Annotated in this window: 20 protein-coding genes and 1 pseudogene; 10 read left to right on the top strand and 11 right to left on the bottom strand. The window is 66.3% G+C overall.

The window, feature by feature from the left end; genetic code table 11:
- Together BOO71_RS29305 and BOO71_RS13195 are read right to left on the bottom strand one after the other, a co-directional pair.
- Positions 1-282 (bottom strand): annotated as a pseudogene (locus tag BOO71_RS29305) (IS1 family transposase); the annotation flags it as partial.
- A gap of 134 nt (positions 283-416) precedes the next feature.
- Positions 417-728, bottom strand: a complete 312-nt coding sequence (locus BOO71_RS13195; protein WP_303046725.1) for a GNAT family N-acetyltransferase — start codon at positions 726-728, stop codon at positions 417-419.
- Positions 729-986: 258 nt separating this feature from the next.
- Between BOO71_RS13195 and BOO71_RS13190 the strand changes: the two genes are divergently transcribed.
- Entirely contained in the window at positions 987-2072 is a 1086-nt protein-coding gene (locus BOO71_RS13190; protein WP_075833108.1) for an NADH:flavin oxidoreductase/NADH oxidase, read from the top strand.
- Positions 2073-2275: 203 nt separating this feature from the next.
- Here the strand turns inward: BOO71_RS13190 and serA are convergent, their stop codons facing one another.
- The 5 genes from serA to BOO71_RS13165 form a co-directional block, all read right to left on the bottom strand.
- Positions 2276-3904 (bottom strand): phosphoglycerate dehydrogenase, encoded by a 1629-nt coding sequence (serA, locus tag BOO71_RS13185; protein WP_075833106.1) that lies wholly within the window; start codon positions 3902-3904, stop codon positions 2276-2278.
- 81 nt (positions 3905-3985) lie between these two features.
- Positions 3986-4606 carry a leucyl/phenylalanyl-tRNA--protein transferase gene (gene aat, locus BOO71_RS13180; protein WP_075833104.1) on the bottom strand — a complete coding sequence of 207 codons (621 nt, stop codon included), beginning with the start codon at positions 4604-4606 and terminating at the stop codon, positions 3986-3988.
- Positions 4607-4653: 47 nt separating this feature from the next.
- Positions 4654-5085 (bottom strand): PaaI family thioesterase, encoded by a 432-nt coding sequence (locus tag BOO71_RS13175; RefSeq protein WP_075833102.1) that lies wholly within the window; start codon positions 5083-5085, stop codon positions 4654-4656.
- A 56-nt stretch (positions 5086-5141) separates the two neighbouring features.
- Positions 5142-6269 (bottom strand): LysM peptidoglycan-binding domain-containing M23 family metallopeptidase, encoded by a 1128-nt coding sequence (locus BOO71_RS13170; protein ID WP_075833100.1) that lies wholly within the window; start codon positions 6267-6269, stop codon positions 5142-5144.
- A 209-nt stretch (positions 6270-6478) separates the two neighbouring features.
- On the bottom strand, positions 6479-6934 hold the full coding sequence (locus tag BOO71_RS13165) for a hypothetical protein (protein ID WP_075833098.1): 456 nt from the start codon (positions 6932-6934) through the stop codon (positions 6479-6481).
- A 148-nt stretch (positions 6935-7082) separates the two neighbouring features.
- On the opposite strand from BOO71_RS13165, the gene BOO71_RS13160 reads away from it, so the two are divergent.
- The 3 genes from BOO71_RS13160 (at position 7083) to BOO71_RS13150 (ending at position 10538) form a co-directional block, all read left to right on the top strand.
- Complete coding sequence (locus BOO71_RS13160; RefSeq protein WP_083653409.1) at positions 7083-8915, top strand: glycoside hydrolase family 10 protein; 1833 nt, start codon at positions 7083-7085, stop codon at positions 8913-8915.
- A 47-nt stretch (positions 8916-8962) separates the two neighbouring features.
- A complete protein-coding gene (locus BOO71_RS13155) occupies positions 8963-9466 on the top strand; it encodes a flavin reductase family protein (protein ID WP_075833095.1) in 504 nt (167 codons plus the stop codon).
- A gap of 334 nt (positions 9467-9800) precedes the next feature.
- Positions 9801-10538 carry a metallophosphoesterase family protein gene (locus tag BOO71_RS13150; RefSeq protein ID WP_075833093.1) on the top strand — a complete coding sequence of 246 codons (738 nt, stop codon included), beginning with the start codon at positions 9801-9803 and terminating at the stop codon, positions 10536-10538.
- A 109-nt stretch (positions 10539-10647) separates the two neighbouring features.
- On the opposite strand, the gene BOO71_RS13145 is transcribed toward BOO71_RS13150, so the two are convergent.
- Positions 10648-11070: a hypothetical protein gene (locus BOO71_RS13145; RefSeq protein WP_075833091.1), complete on the bottom strand. Its 423-nt coding sequence runs from the start codon at positions 11068-11070 to the stop codon at positions 10648-10650.
- Between the two features lie 226 nt (positions 11071-11296).
- On the opposite strand from BOO71_RS13145, the gene BOO71_RS13140 reads away from it, so the two are divergent.
- From BOO71_RS13140 to BOO71_RS13120, 5 genes are all read left to right on the top strand, one after another.
- Entirely contained in the window at positions 11297-11872 is a 576-nt protein-coding gene (locus BOO71_RS13140; RefSeq protein ID WP_075833089.1) for a DUF2721 domain-containing protein, read from the top strand.
- Positions 11873-12096: 224 nt separating this feature from the next.
- On the top strand, positions 12097-12657 hold the full coding sequence (locus BOO71_RS13135; protein ID WP_254843151.1) for a precorrin-2 dehydrogenase/sirohydrochlorin ferrochelatase family protein: 561 nt from the start codon (positions 12097-12099) through the stop codon (positions 12655-12657).
- A complete protein-coding gene (gene hemA, locus BOO71_RS13130) occupies positions 12654-13757 on the top strand; it encodes a glutamyl-tRNA reductase (RefSeq protein WP_075833085.1) in 1104 nt (367 codons plus the stop codon). The genes BOO71_RS13135 and hemA overlap by 4 nt, the downstream gene beginning before the upstream one ends.
- A gap of 305 nt (positions 13758-14062) precedes the next feature.
- Positions 14063-14935 carry a CAF17-like 4Fe-4S cluster assembly/insertion protein YgfZ gene (gene ygfZ, locus BOO71_RS13125; protein WP_075833083.1) on the top strand — a complete coding sequence of 291 codons (873 nt, stop codon included), beginning with the start codon at positions 14063-14065 and terminating at the stop codon, positions 14933-14935.
- A gap of 5 nt (positions 14936-14940) precedes the next feature.
- Positions 14941-15381: a hypothetical protein gene (locus tag BOO71_RS13120; RefSeq protein WP_075833081.1), complete on the top strand. Its 441-nt coding sequence runs from the start codon at positions 14941-14943 to the stop codon at positions 15379-15381.
- 254 nt (positions 15382-15635) lie between these two features.
- On the opposite strand, the gene ttcA is transcribed toward BOO71_RS13120, so the two are convergent.
- Entirely contained in the window at positions 15636-16508 is an 873-nt protein-coding gene (gene ttcA / locus BOO71_RS13115) for a tRNA 2-thiocytidine(32) synthetase TtcA (RefSeq protein WP_075833079.1), read from the bottom strand.
- 166 nt (positions 16509-16674) lie between these two features.
- On the opposite strand from ttcA, the gene BOO71_RS13110 reads away from it, so the two are divergent.
- On the top strand, positions 16675-19035 hold the full coding sequence (locus BOO71_RS13110) for a transglycosylase domain-containing protein (RefSeq protein WP_083653408.1): 2361 nt from the start codon (positions 16675-16677) through the stop codon (positions 19033-19035).
- 278 nt (positions 19036-19313) lie between these two features.
- Here BOO71_RS13110 and BOO71_RS13105 read toward each other — a convergent pair whose 3' ends face one another.
- Complete coding sequence (locus tag BOO71_RS13105) at positions 19314-20804, bottom strand: tripartite tricarboxylate transporter permease (protein ID WP_075833077.1); 1491 nt, start codon at positions 20802-20804, stop codon at positions 19314-19316.
- Positions 20804-21300 (bottom strand): tripartite tricarboxylate transporter TctB family protein (locus BOO71_RS13100; RefSeq protein WP_254843150.1); only part of this gene is annotated, 497 nt, incomplete at its 5' end. The genes BOO71_RS13100 and BOO71_RS13105, both read right to left, overlap by 1 nt.

Here is a 21300-nt window from a genome sequence, read left to right as displayed (position 1 = left end):
GCGGTGAGTGTGGGTGAGTTCAGCGGTCTGCTTGAAGCTGTTCCCGCGCGTCACGTGCTCCACGATGCTCTCCACCCGCTCCCAGGGGAGTTTCACGTTCCACAGGGCAGTGCCTTTGAGTTCACTAAATTCCCGGGTGCAGGTCGAGCAGCGGAGCAACCGGCGTGGCCCCGAGCGCGTGTTGTACCACTTGCGGTGACGAATATTCCCGAGACCTGACTGTCCAGCGGCTGGACAGGCGGGGTTAAGGCAGCGGAAACTGTCGAGTGAGGGTGATTGCATACGTCCGGGGATACGCCCCGGACGCCCCTCATGTCAGGCATGTCGGTCATGATTCCAGCCTTCTACCGAGCGGAGCGAGAAGGAGAAAAACGGATGCCGGACGTGGAGTGTAGGAATCGGCGCTGTCCCGATTTCTACACGAAACAAACGGAATCCGTATAAAAGGGCACCAGATCGTCGTCGCAGGCAGTGTCGATCATGTACAGGCCGTCCAGTTGCGCCAGCAGGTTCTCCATCAGGCGCGATGCGATGCCCTGCCCGCGCCACTGCGCCCGGACCTCCAGCAGCGGAATGTAGGCGCTCAGCACGCCGTCGCTGATGGCCTGCACGAATCCGGTCACCTGTCCGTCTTCCACCGCCACCGCCATGTAGGACGAGCCGGACAGCATTCGCCACAGCGTTTCCGGCGTCGGCGGGTTGGGCCAGCCCTCGAAAAAGCCAGTCAGAGCGGCGGGCGTGATTCCTTCCAGCGTGGTCTGACACGGATTCCGTCTATTTCGTGTAGAAATTGGGACAGCGCCGATTCCTGCACTCCATGCCCGGAACCCGTTTTTCTCCTGCTCACTTCGTTCGGATTTTCAGGTGTTTTCAACACCTTTCAATCGGAGTCTGTATGAATCTGCATTCCTACCACCGTAAAGCATGGGCAGAGGCTAAGCATCGGCCATCTGGCGCACCACACGCCCCCGCTCTAGATTGGCCGCATGCCCGACAACGCCCCCAGGCTGTTCCAGCCGCTCAAGCTTCAGCGTCTTACGCTGCCCAACCGCATCGTCGTCTCGCCCATGTGCATGTACAGCGCGCATGACGGTCTGGCCAACGATTTTCATCTGGTTCACCTGGGTCAGTTTGCGCTGGCCGGGGCGGGCCTGATCTTCACTGAGGCTGCCGCCGTTTCGCCGGAAGGCCGGATCAGCCCCGAGGACCTGGGGTTGTGGTCCGACGATCACATCGTGCCGCTGGGCCGCGTGACCGACTTTATCCACGCGCACGGCAGTCTGGTGGGGATTCAACTGGCGCACGCGGGGCGCAAGGCCAGCACCTATGCCCCGTGGCGCGGCAAGGGCGCGGTGCCGCACGAGTACGGCGGCTGGGAGGTGATCGGGCCGGACACCCAGTCCTTCGCGCCGGTCTTTCCCACGCCACGGGCCATGACGGTGGCCGACATCGAGCGCGTGACCCAGGATTTCGTGGCCGCCGCCCAGCGTGCGGAAATGGCGGGCTTCGACGCCGTGGAGGTCCACGCCGCGCACGGCTATCTGCTGCACCAGTTCCTGTCACCGCTGTCCAACTCGCGCACCGACGATTACGGCGGCTCTTTCGAGAACCGCACGCGCTTCGTGATGGACGTGGTGCGGGCCGTGCGCGGCGGCTGGCCGATGCACAAGCCGCTGTTCGTGCGCCTGAGCGCCACCGACTGGGCCGAGGGCGGCTGGACCTTAGAGCAGACCGTGAAACTGGCGGGCCTGCTCCACCGGCATGGCGTGGACGTGCTGGACGTCAGCAGTGGCGGCCTGACCACCGCGCAGCAGATCACCCCTGAACCGGGCTATCAGGTGCCCTTCGCCTCCGCCGTCAAGGGGGCCGTGTCCAATCTGGACGTGATGGCTGTGGGCATGATCGAATCGCCGGAACAGGCCGAGCGCATCCTGCAAAACGGCGACGCCGATCTGATCGCGCTGGCCCGCCCTTTCCTGGGTGATCCCCACTGGTCCCAGTTCGCCGCGAAACGTCTGGATGTGGAGGTGGAACTGGTGCCGCAGTACCAGCGCGGCCACCGCCTGGACTAGCGGATTGGGAGCAGGGAGCGGGTTCGCTGCTCGCCCTGCCCCTCAACCTCATTCCTTGCAGAATAGAGGGCAGGCAGAGCGTTCCAATGCGGGAGCGTTACATCAAGTTGATGACACAACACAGAGACGCGAAGCGGTAGATGGGTGATGAGTCACTGGGCGGGCCGTCGTCTGGTTGGGGAAAACGGCCCTGCTCCAGATGCCTACACCTTCACCAGATAGGCGCTGTCGATCACGTCCAGATCGCGGATGGCACGCAACTGCTCGCTGCTCAGGCTCTCGTCCAGCGTCAACGTGAACAGCGCCTCCCCACCGCGTTGTGCGCGCCCCAGCGCCATGCCTGCAATGTTCACGTCCCAGGTGCCCAGCAGCGTGCTGAGTTGCGCCACCGCTCCCGGCTTGTCCTGGTTGCTGGCGATCAGAATGTAGCCCTCCGGCTCCAGTTCCACGCGGTAGTCGCGCAGGCGGGTCAGGCGCGGGCTGCGGCCAAAGACCGTGCCGCCCACCGTGCGGGTGCGGGCCTTGTCTGGTCCCTGGGTGCTGACCTTCACGATCACTTCCGTCTGGTAATCCGGGCTGTCGGTCTGCTCGCGCACGGCCAGATTCAGGCCGCGTTCCTTGGCCAGCGCGCGGGCGTTGATCATGTTGGGCCGCTCGTCGGTGCTGCCTGACAGGTAGCCCACCAGCACGCTGGACACCACCGGGGCCGGGTCCACCGGGAACTCGCCCCGGAAGGTCACTTCGATGTCATACGCGCCGGGTAAAAGCTGCGCCTGAATGCGGCCCAGTTTCTCGCCCAGGTCCAGATAGCCGCCCAGCGCCTCCAGCGTCTTGGGGTCCAGCGCCGGGGCGTTCACCGCGCCCTTGCTCACGTCGCCGTGCAGGGCGGCCAGCACGCGCGAGACGATCTCCGCGCCCACGCGCTCCTGTGCCTCACGGGTGTTTGCGCCCAGATGGGCGGTGATGCTCAGATTAGGCGCACCCAGGAAAATGTGTTCGGCGGTGGGCGGCTCGTCCACGAACACGTCCACCCCGGCCCCGAACAGATGCCCGCTGTGCAGGGCGTCCACCAGCGCCTGTTCCTCGATGATGCCGCCGCGCGCCGCGTTGACCACGATGGAATCGGGTTTCATCAGCGCCAGTTCGCGTGCGCCCACCATGCCTGTGGTTTCCTCGGTCAGCGGGGTGTGGACGGTCAGAAATTCCACCTGGGCCAGCAGCTCGTCCAGCGACGCAGCGCGGGTCACGCCCAGCCGCTCGAATTTGCTCTCGGGGACGTAGGGATCGTAGGCCACCACGTTCATCCGCAGGCCCTGCGCGCGGTCCGCCACCATGCTGCCGATGCGGCCCAGGCCGACGATGCCCAGCGTGCGGTCCTTCAGCTCCAGGCCCAGGAATTTGCGGTCCCACTCGCCCGCGCGGGTCTTGCGGTCCGAGCGGGTCAGGCCACGCGCCGCCGCCATCAGGTGCATCACGGCCAGTTCCGCCGCCGACACGTTGTTGCTCTCGGGCGCGTTCAGCACCAGCAACCCGCGCAGGCTGGCGTAGTCCAGATCAATGTTGTCCACACCCACGCCCCCGCGCCCGATCACCTTGAGGCGCGGCCCGGCGGCGTCGATCAGTTCGCGGTCCACCTTGGTGCGGCTGCGGGTGATCAGCGCGTCGTATTCGGGCAGGCGGCGCAGCGTCTCGGCGCGCTCCATGTTGCCCTCGTAGTCGATCTGAAAGCCGTCGTGGTCCAGATTGCCGGGGTTCATCTCGTCGCAGATCAGCACGCGCAGCACTTGCGCTTGTGGATTATGGTCAGTCGGGGCGGAGGCAGGGGCGCTCATGCCCGCAGGGTAAGCCGCGCGGGCCGGGCGGGGGCATTTATATCTAGCCCGTTGAGAATGACAGGAAGGTGCAGCGGTCCTCTAGAGCGAGGCATTCACCTTCAGGGCCGCCGCCAGCAAAGGCGCATATTCTTCGTCACTCACCTCGTAGACCCCCAGCGTTTCCAGATGCGGATTCTGAATCTGCGCGTCCAGCAGAATGAAACCTCTGGCCCGCACATACCCGGCCAGACGAATCACGGCCACCTTGCTGGCGTTGGTGACCCGATGAAACTTGCTCTCGGCAATGAACGCACCGCCCAGCGCGAGGCCCAGGATGCCCCCGGCGAGCTTGCCGCCCTGCCAGACCTCGAAGGAATGGGCCAGCCCGGTTTCATGCAAATGTCCGTACAGGTCCGTCAGCTCCGGGCTGATCCACTCGCCGTCCCGCTCCGGCGTTCCTGCCAGGTGGCCCCGGCAGCCTTCCAGCACGTCATCGAACGCAGTATCCACGCGGACCTCGAAACGCGGCAACTCCCGGCGCAATCGGCGGGCGACATGCAGGCCCGCCTCTTCCGTCAGCGGCACCAGCGCGCGGCCCGGCACGCTGTACCACTGCACGCCGTCGCCGTTGTCCATCAGAAATCCGCCTTCCGCGTAGCCCTGCGCGACTTCGCGGGTCAGGGGGTCCGGGTGTTTCAGGAACTGGGCTGCGGTGGGCATCTCAGCGTGTGGACCATATGGGGCCAAGGGCTGCCACCACATCCCGCCTATTTCGCATACAGCACCGCCTGCGTGCAGCGGAACAGCGCCATGATCTTGCCCTGCGGGCCGCGCACCTCGGCGTCCCAGACCTGGGTGGTGCGCCCGGCGTGGACACTGCGGGCCTCGCAGGTAATCGTGCCCTCGCGCGCCGTGCCCAGGTGGTTGCTTTTGAGTTCGATGGTGGTAAATCCGGTGGCCCCCTCCGGCAGCAGCAGGCGCGTGCCGTAACCGCAACTGGTATCGGCCAGTGCCACCACACTCGCGGCGTGCAGAAAGCCGTTGGGGGCCAGCAGTTCGGAACGCAGCGTCAATTCGGAGCGGATCAGCCCGCGCTCGGCGTGTGTGAAGCGGATGCCGATCAGGCCGGGCAGTTTGCCCTCACCTTGACGGTTCAACTCATCCAGCGTGGGAATGGGGCGGGTGGAGGGTTCAGACATGGAAATCAGCGTAGCAGTTCATCTTTTCCCACAGCCCACATTCCGCAGCCCACAACTTATTGCGGCCACAGGCGGTCCACCCAGCCCGCCGGATTGGTCCCCTCGCCGCGCACCCGCATTTCCAGGTGCAGGTGCGGCCCGGCGCTGAGGCCGGTGGTGCCCACCTCGCCCAGTTTCTGGCCGCGCTTGACGGTCTGCCCAGCCTTGACCACGATCTTGCTCTGGTGGAAATACAGGCTGGTCACGCCCGCGCCGTGGTCGATCAGGACCAGACCGCCGCGCACCGGGTATTTGCCCGCCAGGATGACCTTGCCGTCGTTGACCGCCAGCACGGGGGTGCCCACCGGGGCCGGGTAATCGGTGCCGAAGTGGTAGGCCACCTCGCCCCCTGCCACGTAGGTGCGCGGCTGGCCGAAGCTGCTGCTGGTGGCCTTGGCCTTGGCCAGTGCGGGGGCAAAAGGTTTAGTCCAGACCTGGGGGGTCCGTAGCATGTACGCTTTATTCACGGCGGCGTCCTCGGCGGCCTTGCCGGGGTCCTGCAACACGCCGCTGATGCGCGCGGGCAGGTTCAGGTGCTGGATCGGCTGGTCCAGGCCCACCACCGCAATGCGCCCCCGGATCAACTCGCCGCCTAGGTTGACTTCATAGACCACGGGGGTCGTCTTACCCAGCACCACGCGGCCCAGCACGACGTACTCGCCCGCCGCGCCAATGGGTTTGAGGACCTCGTTGGGCATCCGCACGTCCTCGCCCACCTCGCTGGGAAAACGCACGGTGGCCTGGGCCGCCCGCGCCCCGGACAGTTGCACGGTGAACGCCTCGCCCATCCGCAGGCTCTGCGGCACGCGCACGGTCACGCCAGAGATGCTGGAGGTAGGCGCGGTGGGCGTGAGCTGCTCGGCGGGCAGCGGCGCAGGCAGGACAGTCTTGCTGGTGGCCGGGACCGTGGACGCCGGGGTGCTGGGGTTGGATGTGCTGGGGGTGGGGGCCACGCCGGGGATCCGCAACTCCTGCCCGATTTCCAGTGTGGTGCCCTTCAGGCTGTTCAGGCGGACGATGGAGCTGACGCTGGTGTTGTTGGCCCGCGCAATCGAATACAGGGTGTCGCCCTTCTTGACGGTGTAGGCCCCGGCCACGCCGAACAGCAGGGAAAGGGAGAGCAGCAGGGCGGCGCGGGAATTCATGCCCGGCAGAATAAGGGGAAGATGTGAGAAAGCTGACACGGCGACGTGGGCTGGGGATGGACCGGGGCGAGAAGCCGTCGTCAGATCGCTCGAATGCGGTTTTTCAGGTTCGTCATGGAGAGACTGGCGGCTTCATCTGCGGCCCAGTCCGCCATAAAAAAAGGAGCCGTCGAATCTGACGGCTCCTTCCTATTAGTCCTCTGCTGCAATTACTTCAGAGGGGCGCACAGGGGCACGACGCTCAGGGCGGCGGCCTCGTGGATGTTGATGTACGCCGCGCCGTTGAGGGCCGCGATGTTCTGGAGACCCTTGAGGGTCAGTGCGCCGCTGGCGTCGCTCGTCAGGGCGTCACCGATCATGCCGTTGAGGACGCTGCCGTTCGAGGCGCAGGCGTCGGTCGTGCTGGCGGTGCCCATCAGGTGGTAGTGGGCCAGGTACTTGGTGTTGGCCTTCAGGCCGGTGGCCGTCAGGGTGGTGGCGCGGTCGCCGCTGCTCAAATCGATGTACTTGGCGGTGCCTGCCGATCCCTTGTAGGCCACGTCGTTGGGCAGCATGGCCTTGAAAGCGATGGTCTTGCTGGTACCGGTCACTTCGGGGGCAGTGTTCTTGCCGCAGGACGCGAGGGCGAGGGTGCCGATCAGGGCCATCAGTGCAATTTTCTTCATGTAAAACCTCCTGGGGATGGTTGGTGCGCCAGCGAGATTAACATATTTTCGAGGCCAGGCTAAAGCCGCGTTTCCTCCCGTGTGGTGCAGGCGAGGAGCCGTCTTCACGTCCCCCACGCCCACCTGCGCTAGCCTGCAAGGCGACATCATGACGCCAACATTTTCCCGCCGCGCGGCGCTGCTGACCCTCACGCTCATCCTGGGAACGGGTCTGGGTGGTCCGGGCGGCGCGCAGGACAGTGATCTTCCCGCTGTGCCGATCACCGCCCCCCCAACAGACCCGGTGCCAACTCCCGTGCCAGAGCTGCTGCCGACGCCTATCCCGGCCCCGCCCGCCGAACCTGTGCAACCCGCGCCAGAGCCGCCAGCCCCAGTGGTGCCTGCACCAGCCCTGCCAGCACCGGGAATTCCCGTGACGCCCGTTGTGGAACAGCCCACGCCCGTTCAGCCCGTTCTACCCCTGCCCACGCCCGTCAAGCCTTTGCCTGTCAAACCTCCGCCCAGCCCGCCCGTCGGCAGCGGTGTTCGGGGCCTGTGGGTGGACGCCTTCGGGCCGGGCCTGAAGACGCGGGCGCAGGTCACGCAGATGGTGGACGACGCCGCGCGCATGGGCGTCAATACGCTGTTCGTGCAGGCCATTCGCCGCGCCGACTGCCTGTGCCTCAAGGCCAGCGTGCCCAGGGCGACGGACGCCGATCTGGAAAAGGGGCTGGACCCGCTGGGTCTCACGGTGCGGCTGGCCCACGCGCGCGGCATGCGGGTGATCGCCTGGGTGGCGGTGACGGGCATCGCCAACGCGGCTGCACCCAACACCAACCCCGCGCACATCTCGCGCACGCATGGCCCCAACTCCGGCGCGGCGTCGTGGATGGCCCGCCGCCCCGACGGCACCTGGCAGGAGGGCAACGACGGCTGGCTGGACCTGGGCATCCCCGAGGCTGCCGAGTACGCCATTCAGGGCGTGGTAAGTCTGGTCAAGAATTACGGCGTAGATGGCGTGCAACTGGACCGCATCCGCTACCCGGACGGCGACGTGTGGGGTTACGATCCCAAGGTCCTGTCCCGTTACCGTGCCGAGACAGGCCGCACCGGCACGCCCGCCGTCAGTGATCCGGTGTGGCAGGACTGGAAGCGCCAGCAGGTGACCAATGTGGTGCGCCGCATCGCGCTGGAGATCAAATCCCTGCGCCCGGACGCCTGGATCACGGCGGCCACCATCACCTACAGCCAGCCGCCCGCGCCCGGCGACATGCCAGCCTTCCGCCGCACCCGCACCTACAGCGACGTGCTTCAGGACTGGCCCACCTGGATGCAGAGCGGGCTGCTGGACCTGAACGTCCTGATGAACTACAAGCGCGACGCGGTGGGCGAGCAGGGGCAGTGGTTCGACGGCTGGAACGCCTTTGCGGGCAGCGTGCGGGCGCGGCCCGACGGCCTGAATGCGGGCGTGGCCGCCGGGACCGCCATGTACCTGAACGGCGCGCCCGTGACCGCCGATCAGGCGGGGCGCAGCGTGGGCGCGGGCCTGGGCTGGGTGGGCTACTCCTACCGCACCCCCACGCTGGACGTGTACGGCGCAAAGGAAACCACCGCGCAGGGCCTGAACACCATTCAGAAACTGCTGACGGCTCCCGGCGCGGCCCTTTCCTCGCCCGCCCCGTGGAAGGAAAAACCGCCCACCTCGCGCGGGCTGATGGGCCGCATCACCGGCACGCCCGTTCCTGGATTCCGTGTCGTGGAGGCCCTGCAAAATGGTCAGGTGCTGGCCTACTCGCTGACCGACGGCAGCGGCTACTACGGTTTCGCGGCGCTGCCTCCCGGCAAGACCGAGGTTCGCGTCAGCGGCCAGCGCTGGGTGGATACCGTGCCCGAACGCGGCATCGTGCGCCTGCCCGATCTGACGGTGCGTGATCTGAAGCCCGTGACGACGACGGCTGTGCCCGTGACCCCGGCGATCCTGGCACCCGCCGCCAGACCCTGAACACCATTCCACGTATAGGCCCTCTCATGGACAGGTAAACTCATCCTATGACCTCCACCGATTCAACTTCCGGCGCGCAGGCGGGCGTCACGCCCCTGGAATTCCGCGAGACGCTGGGACGCTTCGCCAGCGGCGTGACCGTGATCACCGCCACAGACGGCGAAACCCGCCGGGGCATGACCGCCAGCGCCTTCGTCTCGGTCAGCCTGACGCCGCCGCTGATTCTGGTCAGCGTGGACCACCGCGCCCACATGTACGCCCTGCTCTCTCAGGAAAGCGTGACCCACTTCGGCGTCAACGTCCTGAGCAGCACGCAAAAGCACCTGAGTGACCACTTCGCCGGACGCCCCGGCCCCGAGGAAGCCGTGCCGTGGTTTGCCCACGAGGGCCTGCCGCTGATCGGCGGCAGCGTGGCGCAACTGGTCTGCCGCAAGCATCAGGTGATCGAGGCCGGAGACCACACCCTGTACCTGGGTTATGTGGAGTACAGCCGCTATACCGACGACGATCCGCTGCTGTATTTCCGCAGCCAGTACCACGAACTGGGGTAAATGGGCGGGCTACCGCAAAGTCAGGAGGCGGGGCGGAATATGCGGCAAGCTGCAAGGTAAACCCCTCAGTCTGCTCCGCAGCCAGCTCCCCTCAAAAGGGAGCCAGGGGGCCTGAAAGATCGTCCAGCGCAGGAATCTCCTTGCCTCCCTTCTAAGGGGAGGTGGCGCGTAGCGCCGGAGGGGTCAAGCGGGCATGGCGATTCCAGAACCGGATTGGGGACTTTGCGGTAGCCCTGGGCTAGAAGGGCGGGCGGCACCCCGCGCTCCCGCCACCTAAAGACCTCCTTACGCTCTGTGCCAAAGCGGTCAGCCGCAGTGGTCTAGACTTCCGGGCATGAAACGCCTCGCCATTCTCGCGGACCTGCACGCCAATCTGGCGGCCACGCTCGCGGTGCATCAGGACGCGGCGCGGCGCGGGATTACCGAGTTCTGGGTGCTGGGCGACGTGGTGGGCAAAGGCCCGCGCCCCCGTGAGGTGCTGGACTGGACCCAGGAATACGCCAGCCGCGTGATCCAGGGCAACTGGGATGCCCGCGTCGCCGGGGCCAGCCACCGCCCGCAGGACCTGTGGCCGCGCAGCAAGCTGACCCCTGATCAACTCACGTACCTGGAGGCGCTACCCTACGGCATCGAGGAACAGTTCGGCGGCGCGTGGTGGCGCTTTGTCCATGCCAGCAGCCGGGGCCTGTTTCACCGCCTGTACCCGCACAGCAGCCTCTCGGACCAGATCGAGGCGTTTGCGCCCAACCCGCAGTTGGGGCTGACCCAGTACGCCGACGCGCTTGTGTATGCCGACATGCACGAGGCCCTGCTGCTGGACGTGGAGGGCCGCCCGCTGATCAACTGCGGCAGCGTGGGCAACCCGCTGGACAGCACGCTGCCTTGCTACCTGATCCTGGAATTCGACGAGTCCGGCCCCGGCTACAGCGCCAGCTATGTCCGCCTGACCTACAACCGCGACGAGGAAATCAGCGCCGCCGAGGCCAGTGGCATGCCCTTTACCCGCGAGTACGTCACGGAGTTGCTGACCGGGGCCTTTCAGAAACGCCGGGCGCGGACGGGAGAGGTCTAGAGAATCTGAGGACGGCGGGCTTCGCTTTACTGCCCACCAATAGAAAACTCCCCGCCCGTGAGGGAGAGGAGCCGGGAGCCATTCTTTTAATACGTTCCTTACTGGCCGTTCAATCGCTGCTGGCCGCGCCGATCACCGGGATGCTCAGGGTGGCCACGGTCTGACCGCCGGACATCACGTTGATGGTGGCAATCTGATCGATGCTGACGCCGGTGTCCGCGCGGCTGACCGTGACGTGCAGCAGGGCCGTGTCGCCAGTCTGGGTCACGCCGTCCAGCGTGATGGTGGTTCCGGCGGGCAGCGTTCCGGCATCCAGGCTCAGGTCACCGGGGACGCTGCCGCCCAGATCGGCCAGCGGCACGGCCAGCGACATCCACGAGCTTTCGGTGTACAGCGCCGGGTAGCTCAGGTCGCCGCTGCTGTCGCTGGCGGTCACCTGCACCGCCGTGGGGGCGGCAAAAGCGGTGGTCAGGACGGCGGGGGCCAGAATCAGGCTCAGGCTGAATGCGGCGGACAGCATGTTCTTTTTCATGGTGGTTCTCCTTGGGTGTGGCGGGTGTGGCCCGGTGGCCTTCTGCTTGCCCGTCTTAAGACCAGTGTCCGCCCGGTGTGTGCAGGGAAAGTTCAGGGTCCGTGTAAGTTTTGCGAATGTGCCGGTACGGTAAAAATGCCGTCAGACACGGCTGTGAATCTCTTTCTGGTCCCAAATGTGCAGAAACGGCGAAGGCGGGCCGCGTCCCAGGCGCTAGCCTGCCCGCATGGCCGACACCAGCCTCAGCGTCCTGAGCGCCATGATCACGCCCGCCGTGCTGATCAGTGGGGCGGGCACGCTGATCATGAGTACCAGCACGCGGGTGGGCCGGGCCACGGACCGGGTGCGGCAGCAGACCGCGCGTTTTCGGCTGCTGGTATCGGCGGAGGGCCAGCAGGAACCCCGCGCCCGCGAGGAAAAACGGCTGATCGTGCGCCAACTGCCGCGTCTGGCCCGGCGAACGCGGCTGCTGGTGCGGGCCATGACGGCGCTGTATCTGGCGGTGGCCCTGCTGGTGCTGACCAGCATCCTGATCGGCGGCTCTGCATTGCTAGGGGCTGCGCTGCTGGGGGGGCTGTCGGGCGTGCTGCCCGTGCTGCTGGCGGTGGCTGGCTCGGCCTCGCTGGCTTACGCGGCCCTGCTGCTGAGCTTCGAGACCCGGCTGAGCGCCCGGACCACCCGCGAGGAAATGGATTTTCTGGTGGGTCTGGGCGAACATTACTCGGTTCTGTACGACGACGCCCATCCCGATGATCAGGACCCTGTGGAGCTTTCCTCGCAGGAATCAGGGAAGCAGGCTTGATACAGGTTCCGTCTGTTTCGCGTCAGAAATCGGGACAGTGCCGATTCCTGCACTCCACGCCCGGAACCCGTTTTTCTCCTTCTCGCTCTGCTCGGATTTCCAGGTGTTTCTAACACCTTTCAATCGGAGTTCGTATGAGATAGGCTGGAATTGCGTCCTGGCCGCCTTTCTGACCGTTCGGTCTGGGACGCCTGCCCCGCCTGTCCGGGGGTATGCTGCGCCCCGTGAGTCTGTTGCCCGTCTTCCTGAACCTGAGCGGCGAACGCGCCGTGGTCATCGGCGGCGGCGCTGTGGCCCTGCGCCGGAGCCGGACCCTGCTGGACGCTGGACTGAACGTGACCGTCATCGCGCCCGACATCTGTAGGGAGTTGCTGGACCTGCCCGTTCTGTCCGAGCAACGTGGTTACCGTGGCGGCGATCTGGCAGGCGCGCGTGTGGTTGTGGCGGCGACGGACTGCCCCGAGATCAACGACGCCGTGGTGGCCGAGGCCCATCAGATCGGCGCACTGGTCAACCACGCTGGAGAGGCCGGATCGGGCAACCTGCGTTTCGCGGCCACGGTGCAGCGCGCGGGGGTGCAGGTGGCCGTGAATACCGGGCGCGAATTGCCGATGCTGGCGCAGGCGCTGACCCGCCGGATTGCTGCCCTGCTGCCCCATGAAGCCCAGATCGACGGCTGGACTGCGGCGCGCGAACAGGCCCTGCTGCTGGATGGACCGGGCCGCGAGATCGCCATGCAGGGCCTGAAAACCGAGATTCAGGCCGTGCTGGGAGGTCCGGCATGACGCTGGCCTGCCCCACCGCGCGGCGTTTCGTGGCCCGTTCGCCGCTGCCCGCCCCCGATCCGCTGGATTTCGTGGTGGTGGGCCTGAACCACAACACCGCGCCCGTGGAGGTCCGCGAGCGCGCCGCCGTGCGGGCGGGCGAGGAAGATGCACTGCTCTCGCACCTGTCCCGCCACGCCCGCGAGGTCATGCTGCTGGCCACCTGCAACCGCACCGAGGTGTATCTGGCCGGTCTGACCGGCGATCCGCTGGCCGCCTTTCAGGGGGCCTGGGGCCACGATCTGGAAGACCACCTTTATAGCTACTCCGGCGAGGAAGCCGTGACCCACCTGTACCGCGTCGCCGCCGGGCTGGACAGTCTGGTCATCGGCGAAACCCAGATTCAGGGTCAGGTCAAACGCGCCTGGCAGGCCGCCAACGCGCGTGGCCTGAGCGGGGCGCTGCTGAACAAGGTTGCCCAGGGGGCGCTGGCCGCCGGAAAGCGGGTCCGCACCGAGACTGGCCTCAGCGATAGCGTGGTCAGCGTGTCCAGCGCCGCCGTGGAACTGGCGGAACTGGCGCTGGGCGGGCTTGCGGGCCGCACCGCCCTGATCATCGGCGCGGGCGAAACCGCCGAGCTGACCCTGATTCATCTGCGTGCCGCTGGCATCGAGGACGTGATCGTGGTCAACCGCACCGCCGAACGCGCCCGCCAGCTTGCCGCCAAACTGGGGGGCCGGGTCTGCGCCGCCGAATACCTGCACGAAGCGCTGCCCGAGGCCGACGTGGTGATCGCCTCCAGCGCCGCGCCGCATTACGTGCTGAACGGTGAGGCGGTGGCCGCTGCCCTGGCCGCACGCGGGGACCGCCCCATGTTTCTTATCGATATCAGCGTGCCGCGCATTCTGGACCCGAATATCGCTGACGTGCCGGGCGCGCACCTGCTCAATCTGGATGACCTGACCGCCGTGGTCCACCACAACCTTCAGGGCCGCCGCGCCGCGCTGCCGCAGGCTGGGGCCATCATCCGCGAGGCCGCCTCGGACCTGAGCCGCTGGTATCTGACGCGCGCCGCGCAGCTTCACCGGACGGCGCGGACACTGGCGGTGGCGAGCGACTGAGCAAATGAGCAGAGTGGTCTGAAGCCTGCAAAGTCTGGACGTTGAGCGCATATTTGCAGAGGTATTCAGACCTTTTTCTGCTGGAGTGAAACACGGTTTTTTGCGCCTGCGCTGGGACCGATCCAGCTCGGAGTGGGTGGAGGAGATGCGAACGCCTCCCGGATGCTATCCGCCAAAACTGAGATGCCTTTCAAGAAACATTTTGTGGGGCGGTGTTGCTCCTATCTCCCTGACTTCTGGACGTTGCGCCCCTCTAACCCTCTTTCCCCCAATCCCTCCGCCCCGATTCCCGTACCCTGAATTCCATGTGGACTCTTTTTCCTTCCAGCAGCCTGCGCGTGACGGGCGCGGACCGCGTGGACTTTGTGCAGGGGCAGATGACCGGCGATCTGCGCGGCGCGGCGACGCCCGGACTGGTGGCCTGCGCCTTCCTGAACGTGCGCGGCCAGATCGAACAGTTCGCGCGGGCCTATAAACGCGCCGACGACGTGTACCTGCATCTGGACGCCGGACAGGCCGCGCCGCTGATGGCCCGCTTGAAGCGCTACATCATCTTCGATCAGGTGGAGGTGCAGGACGTGTCCGACACCCTCCACACGGTCCATGTCTGGGAGGCTGATGGGGTGCCCGGCTGGAATGCGGACGGCCCCGACGCGCAGAGTTTCGAGCTGGGCGGCGGCGTGGTGCTGGCCGGGCGCGTGAACCGCACGGGGACACCGGGTCTGGACCTGCACTATCTGGCACGTCATGAAGCGGAAGTTCTAGCTTCTCTGGTGGGCGAGGAAGCCTCCCTGGATACGCTGGACGCCGCCCGCATCCGCGCCGGGATTCCCGACATCGCCCGCGACGGCTTTCTGGGCGTGCTGCCGCAGGAAGTCGGTCTGGACGTGGGTGGCCCGCTGCCCGCCATCAGCTACCGCAAGGGCTGCTACGTGGGCCAGGAAATCATGGCCCGGCTGGAGGCGCGCGGGACCACCCGCTATCACCTCGCCCAACTGGCTGGAGACGGCTGGGATGTGGGCGCAGACGTGACCCACGCTGGGAAAGTGGTGGGGCAGGCGGGCCTGAACGCGGGCGGCCTGGGTCTGGCGCGTCTCCGCAAGGACCTTCCCGAGAGTGCGGAGGTGGAGGTGGGCGGCACCCCGGCCCGCCTGCAATCCCTGACCGCCCGCACCTGAACCGCATGCTGGAAGCCTTCGTGCGCGACGTGCGCTCTGGCCGCGACGGTCTGGTCCGCGCCGCTCGCCGCGCTTACCTGCTGGGGCTGGCGGCGCTGGCCCTGCCCGGCGTCGTGCTGGGGGCGCTGCTGTTGCTGACGCATCCGGCCCCGGTGCCCCTGTCTGCGCTGTTGCTGCTGCTGGGGGTGGCGCTGCTGCTTTCGCTGGGGGCGCTGCACTTTGCCCGCAAGGCCGCGCACAACACCGCGCAGCCCGCCCGGCAGGCCGCCCTGACCGGGGCCATTCAGGCGGCCACCGCGCCGGGTGTGCCGTTGCTTCTGGCCTGCGCCACGCTGTCTCAATGGCTGTCGCTGGTCTTGTTTCTGGTGCTGGCCGCAGTGATGCACTTCGTGGTCTGGGTGCAGGTGCCCGGCTGGGTGCGGGAGCCGGAAGCGGCTGAGGGCTAAATTCTGCGTCGGCTGGGGCTACTGGGCATGAGTTTACGGGCGTTGTCGGCGGGAGAGGGCGGTAGCCTCCAGGTCTGATGCCCTGCTCCGTCAGGCTGAATGTGGCCCGTCCGCTGCGCGCCCGACGGCCTTCGGTGGCCGTTTGATTGGCTATTTTGAAAGTGCCTGGGCTGGCGTTCGTTGTTCCTGCTCCCGCGCAGGGAAGGTTGGGAGGGGATTATCAGGTAGGCCAGTTGGTGAGTCTTCCAGTCTGTTCAACCATCCACCACCGTCAGCTCCTCCAGCCCTAGTAGAAACTCCCGCTCCGCAAATTCGTCCGAATCGAAGGCGGTATCGCCCTCCGCACCGGCCCCGGCGAAGTCGTATAACTCGCGGTCCAGCAGGTGGCTGGGGGTCACGCGGCCCAGCGAGCGCAGGATGTTGTTCAGGCGGCCCGGATGATCCCGTTCCCACCCGGCCAGCATCTCGCCCACCACCACGCGCTGGAGGTTGGGCTGAGAACCGCACAGCGTACACGGGATGATCGGAAAAGCGCGGGCGTCGGCGTAACGCTGGATATCGGCTTCTGCCACGTAGGCCAGCGGGCGAATGACCACGTTCTCCCCGTCGTCGCTGCTCAGGCGGGGGGCCATCGCTTTCAGGCGTGCGCCGAAGAACATATTCATGAACAGCGTTTCCAGCAGGTCCTCGCGGTGGTGGCCCAGCGCAATCTTGCTGGCCCCCAGGCGGCGGGCGTGCGCGTACAGGTGGCCCCGGCGCAGGCGGCTGCACAGCGTACAGGTGGTCTGGCCGGGTTTGGTTTTTTCCATAACCGTGCTGAAGGTGTCGCGCTCCAGAATGCTGAACTCCACGCCCAAAGCGCTCAGATACTCGGGCAGGACGTGTTTCGGGAAGCCCGGCTGCCCCTGATCCAGATTGACCGCCACCAGCCCAAACCGGATGGGCGCACGCCTCTGAAAGTGCAGCAGCACGTCCAGCAGCGTGTAACTGTCATTGCCGCCGCTCAGGCAGACCATGACCCGGTCCCCGTCCTCGATCATGGCGAAGTCGGCGATGGCCCGCGCGGCCCCTCTGACGATGGGTTTGAACAGGTTGGCGGGTGGGCTGGTGGAGGGAAGGTGGCTCATGGGCGTGCAGTGCATGGTAGCGCCCGCCTCCCCCTTATGACGGACGCCCCAGCCCCGGCGCTGGCATCAGACTGCTTTGCGATGACTGGCCCCTGCTCAGACCGTAACGCCCCTTTCGGCGTTCTCCTTCCCGCCCCGGTAGAGTGTTGGCGATGAGGTTTGCGCAGTGAGATTTCTGGTCGGTCTGAGCCGCTTCGTGGCAATCATGTTGCTGCTGGCGCTGCTGGGCGTGCTGGTTCTGTGGTGGATGTGGGGCCGCGATCTGCCCAGCGTGACCGACCTGGACGTGCTGGAGGTCAGCGGGCAGACCCGCGTTTATGACCGCCAGAACACGCTGATCGGCACCCTGACGCCCAGTCTGGGTGGCTCGGGCGGCACCAACCGCAACCTCCTGAAGCTGGGGCAGATCAGCCCGTGGTTGCAGAAGGCCGCCGTGACCAGTGAGGACCGCCGCTTCTACGAGCATCACGGCGTCGATTACATCGGTATCGCGCGCGGGCTGATCAAGGGGCTGCTGCAAAACGATCTGGAAGGCGGATCGAGCATCACGCAGCAGGTGGTCAAGAACACGCTGCTCTCCGATCTCCAGAGTGCCCGCACCGCCGAGCGCAAGTTCAAGGAGGCGGTGCTGGCCTTTCAACTGGACCGCAATTACGACAAGGACCGGATTCTCAACGCCTACCTCAACATCATCTACTGGGGAGATGGCGGGCGGGACGACATCGTGGGGGCTGGAACGGCGGCGCAGGCGTACTTTGGCAAATCTGCGGCCAACCTGAATCTGGCCGAGAGCGTGTACCTGACGACGCTGATTCCCGCGCCCAACAGCCGTTACAAGGCGTTTGCCGCCTACCGCCCGCTGATGAAGGATCTGCTGGGCCGCATGGTGGAAGACGGGCGCGTGACCCAGGCCGAGGCTGACGCCGCGTGGAAGACCCCGATCTATCCGGCAGGCTGGCGCATCGGCTGGAACGCGGACGGCACCCTGCGAAGCGCGGTGCTGGAAAACACGGACCGGTTGCAGCAGAACATGAACGCGCTGGAGGCCGCGCAGGGCACAGGCCGCTTCGCCTCCCAGTATTACCTTCAGGCCGTCGAGAAGGAATTGCTGCCGATCATTGGTCGGAGGGCGCTGTACGGCGGCGGCAAGATCGTGACGGGCATGAGCGTGGCCGCGCAGCAATCGGCAGAACAGGCCAGCCTGGACGCCAAGCTCCCCGACGGCGCAACCCTGGGCATTGCGCTGGTCAGCCCTGCCAACGGCGAGGTGCTGGCGCTGGTGGGCCAGAAACTGACTGGAGGGCGGCCCAGCGACTGGGACAACGCCATTCAGGCGCGGCGGCAGGTGGGCAGTTCCATCAAGCCGCTGCTGTACACGCTGGCGCTGGAAACCGGCTGGAAGCAGAGTGACACGGTGCTGGACTCGCCGCTGGTGAATACCTCGTATCAGCCGCAGAATTACGACGGGCGCTGGACCGGGCGCTACGTGACCATGCGTTATGCGCTGGACCACAGCCTCAACCTGCCCACCGTGCGAATCGGTCAGGAACTGGGCGTGCAGAATTTCGAGGCCAAGCTGAGGCAACTGGGCCTGACCCCGCCGCCCGATGCCGGGCTGTCCCTGAGCATCGGCACGCTGGAGGCCAGCCCGTTGCAGATGGCCGCCGCCTACGCCCCCTTCGCCAACGGCGGTCTGTACTACGCGCCCAGTCTGGTCCGCAGCGTGGAAGACGCGCGTGGACAGATGCTGTACCCCCGCCCCAACCCCACCCCCAAACGGGTCTGGGACCCACAGACCGCGTGGCTGGGGCTGGACATGATCCGGGGCGTGGTCAATGACCTGACCGAATATCAGGGCGGCCTCGCCACCCGCGCGCAGATCGGTGGGCGGCAGGTGGGCGGCAAGACCGGCACCACCAACGACATCAAGGACCTGTGGTTCGCAGGTGTGACCCCTACCGTCTCCGGGGCCGTGTGGGTGGGCAAACAGGAAGGTGGTGCGCTGCCCGGCTGGGCCTACAGCGGCGAGATTCCCACTCCGGTGTGGCAGCAGGCGGTAGACGGCGCACTGGCCGGTCAGCCAGCGCAGAATTTCAAGGAACCGGGCGGAATCACCTACCGCGTGATCCGGCAGGTGGACATGGCCTTCCGCACCGCCCAGGCCGACGACGAACCCACCGCCCGCGATGGCACGGGCAACAGCGGCAGCAGTTTCTTCCGCCGCCGTCCGGCCACGCCCCCGGAAACGGTTCAGCCCGCCTCGCAGACCGTGACGCAACCCGAGTCCGTGCCGCCTGCGCCCGAGCCGACACAGGACCTTCCCCTCACGCCGGATGTTCAGGACATCCCCTCCACCCCCGTGACGGATGGGAACGAAGTGGCCCCGCCTGAAGCCCTGCCTCAAGCCTTGCCCGACGCGCCGCCCGAAGGTGGGTCCGAAGTTCCTGCCCAACCTGAGCCGCTGCCAGAAATTGCCCCCAGCGACACCACCGTCCCACCTCTGAACGACAATCCCCCGCCAGACTGAGGGCGAAGCCACCCTTTAGGGAAGTTTTTCAAGTGACGTCACCGAAAAAAAGGATTTCTGGCGACTCCATGCTCTGTTTCGCAGCTCTGCCAGATCAGAGGCTCTCACGATGCTGGGCAGAACAGCCTGTCGTCGCGAGATTGCACCTGGATGAAGCGAATCCTGCCCAGAAGGAAGCCTGCCCACTCCGCCCGATCATCAAAGTGGGCTTCGGATAGCAAGCCAGAAAAAAGCCCTCTCCGCTGGGAAGAGGACTGGGTGAAGGGAGAGGGGATGGCTCAGGAGGCCCGGCGTGCCCGGAACTTCAGAATCTGCGGTACGGCCAGCGCCGCCAGCGCGCACAGCATCAGGAAGGCGGTGAAGGGCTGGGTCACGAAGATGGAGAAGTCGCCGTTGCTCTGCTGCAACGCGGTGCGGAACTGCGCCTCGGCGGTTGGCCCCAGCACCACGCCGATGATTGCGGGCGTGACCGGGAAATCGAAGCGGCGCATGCCGTAGCCGATGACGCCGAACAGGGCCAGCAGCCCCAGATCAAAGACACTGTTGTTCAGGGAATACACGCCCACCGTGCTGAACACCAGAATCCCGGCGTACAGAAAGGGGCGCGGAATCAGCAGCAGTTTGGCCCAGACCGGGGCCAGCGGCAGGTTCAGCGCCAGCAGCATCACGTTGCCGATGTACAGACTGGCGATGAGTCCCCAGACCAGATCGCCGTTGGTCAGGAACAGCAGCGGCCCCGGCTGCAACCCGTACTGCTGGAAGGCAGCCAGCAAGATGGCGGCGGTGGCACTGGTGGGCAGCCCCAGCGTCAGCAGCGGCACCAGCACGCCCGCCGCACTGGCGTTGTTGGCGGCTTCCGGCCCGGCCACACCCTCGATAGCGCCATTGCCGAATTCCTCCGGGTGCTTGCTCAGACGTTTTTCCAGCGTGTAGCTCAGGAAAGTGGGAATCTCCGCGCCCCCTGCCGGAATCGCGCCGAAGGGAAAGCCCAGCGCCGTGCCGCGCAGCCACGGCCCCCAGCTTCTGCGCCAGTCCTCCTTGGACATGGTCGCGCCGCCCTCCAGCTTAATCACGTTGGATTTGCCCTTGCGGAGGCGGCTGGCAACGTACAGCGTTTCCCCAATGGCGAACAGCCCGATCACCACCGTAATGAAGTCGATACCGTCCAGCAGTTCAGGGCGACCCAGCGTGAAGCGGGCCTGTCCGCTCTGCAAATCGGTGCCCACCAGCCCGACGGCCAGCCCCAGCGCCAGACTCAGCAGGCCGCGCAACGGGCTGCCGCCAAAGGTGGCGCTGATGGTCACGAAGGCCACCATGATCAGCGCGAACTTGGCGCTGGGTGTGATCTGCACGGCGATGTCGGCAATGGCGGGCGCGGCGAAGGTCAGCAGCAGCGTACCAATCGTGCCCGCGATAAACGAGCCGATGGCGGCGGTGGCCAGGGCAGCGGCGGCCCGGCCCTTCTTGGCCATCTTGTTGCCCTCCAGCGCGGTGATGATACTGGCCGACTCGCCGGGGGTGTTCAGCAGGATCGAGGTTGTGGACCCCCCGAACATCCCGCCGTAATAGATGCCCGCGAACATGATGAAGGCGCTGACGGGCGGCAGTTTAGCCGTCACTGGCAGCAGCAGCGCCACCGTCAGCGCCGGGCCGATGCCGGGCAGCACGCCCACGAGGGTCCCCAGCGTGACGCCCACCAACGCCCACAGCAGGTTCAGGGGGGTCAGCGCGGTTTCAAATCCAGCCAGCAGTGAGGTCAGGGAGTCCATTACAGAATCCCCTTCAGCACGCCAGCGGGCAGGCTCAGGTCCAGACCACGCGTGAACGCCAGATATGTGACCAGCGCCACGGCCAGCGCCACGAAGGCCATCAGCCCGATGCGCCGTTCACCGAAGGCCCAGGCCACGCTGAAATACATGATGGCCGTGCCGATCACGAAGCCCGCCGAGGTCAGCACCGCCGCGCCCAGCAGAAAGCCGCCCAGGATGATGCCGGGGGCCGTCAGATTGACCGGGGCTTCCATATCGGTGTCTTCCTCGGCGGCGGGTTCGGCGCGGTCACCCCGCAGCACGCTGACGATCATCAACGCCCCCAGCGCCGTCAGACCCACGCTGACGATCAGCGGAAACACGCGTGGTCCCACCACCGCATTGATGCCGAAGGGAATCTCGTTGCTGCCGATAAACAGCGCGATGCCCAGCGCAGTAATCGCCAGCGCCACCAGCAAATCGGGAATGCTGATGCCGGGCCGGGTGGAGGGGGTGG

It is taken from the genome of Deinococcus marmoris (assembly GCF_001949125.1).
Lineage (GTDB): Bacteria > Deinococcota > Deinococci > Deinococcales > Deinococcaceae > Deinococcus > Deinococcus marmoris_A.
Note: the sequence above shows the minus strand (reverse complement) of the source record. Positions and strands in the feature narration are given on the sequence as shown.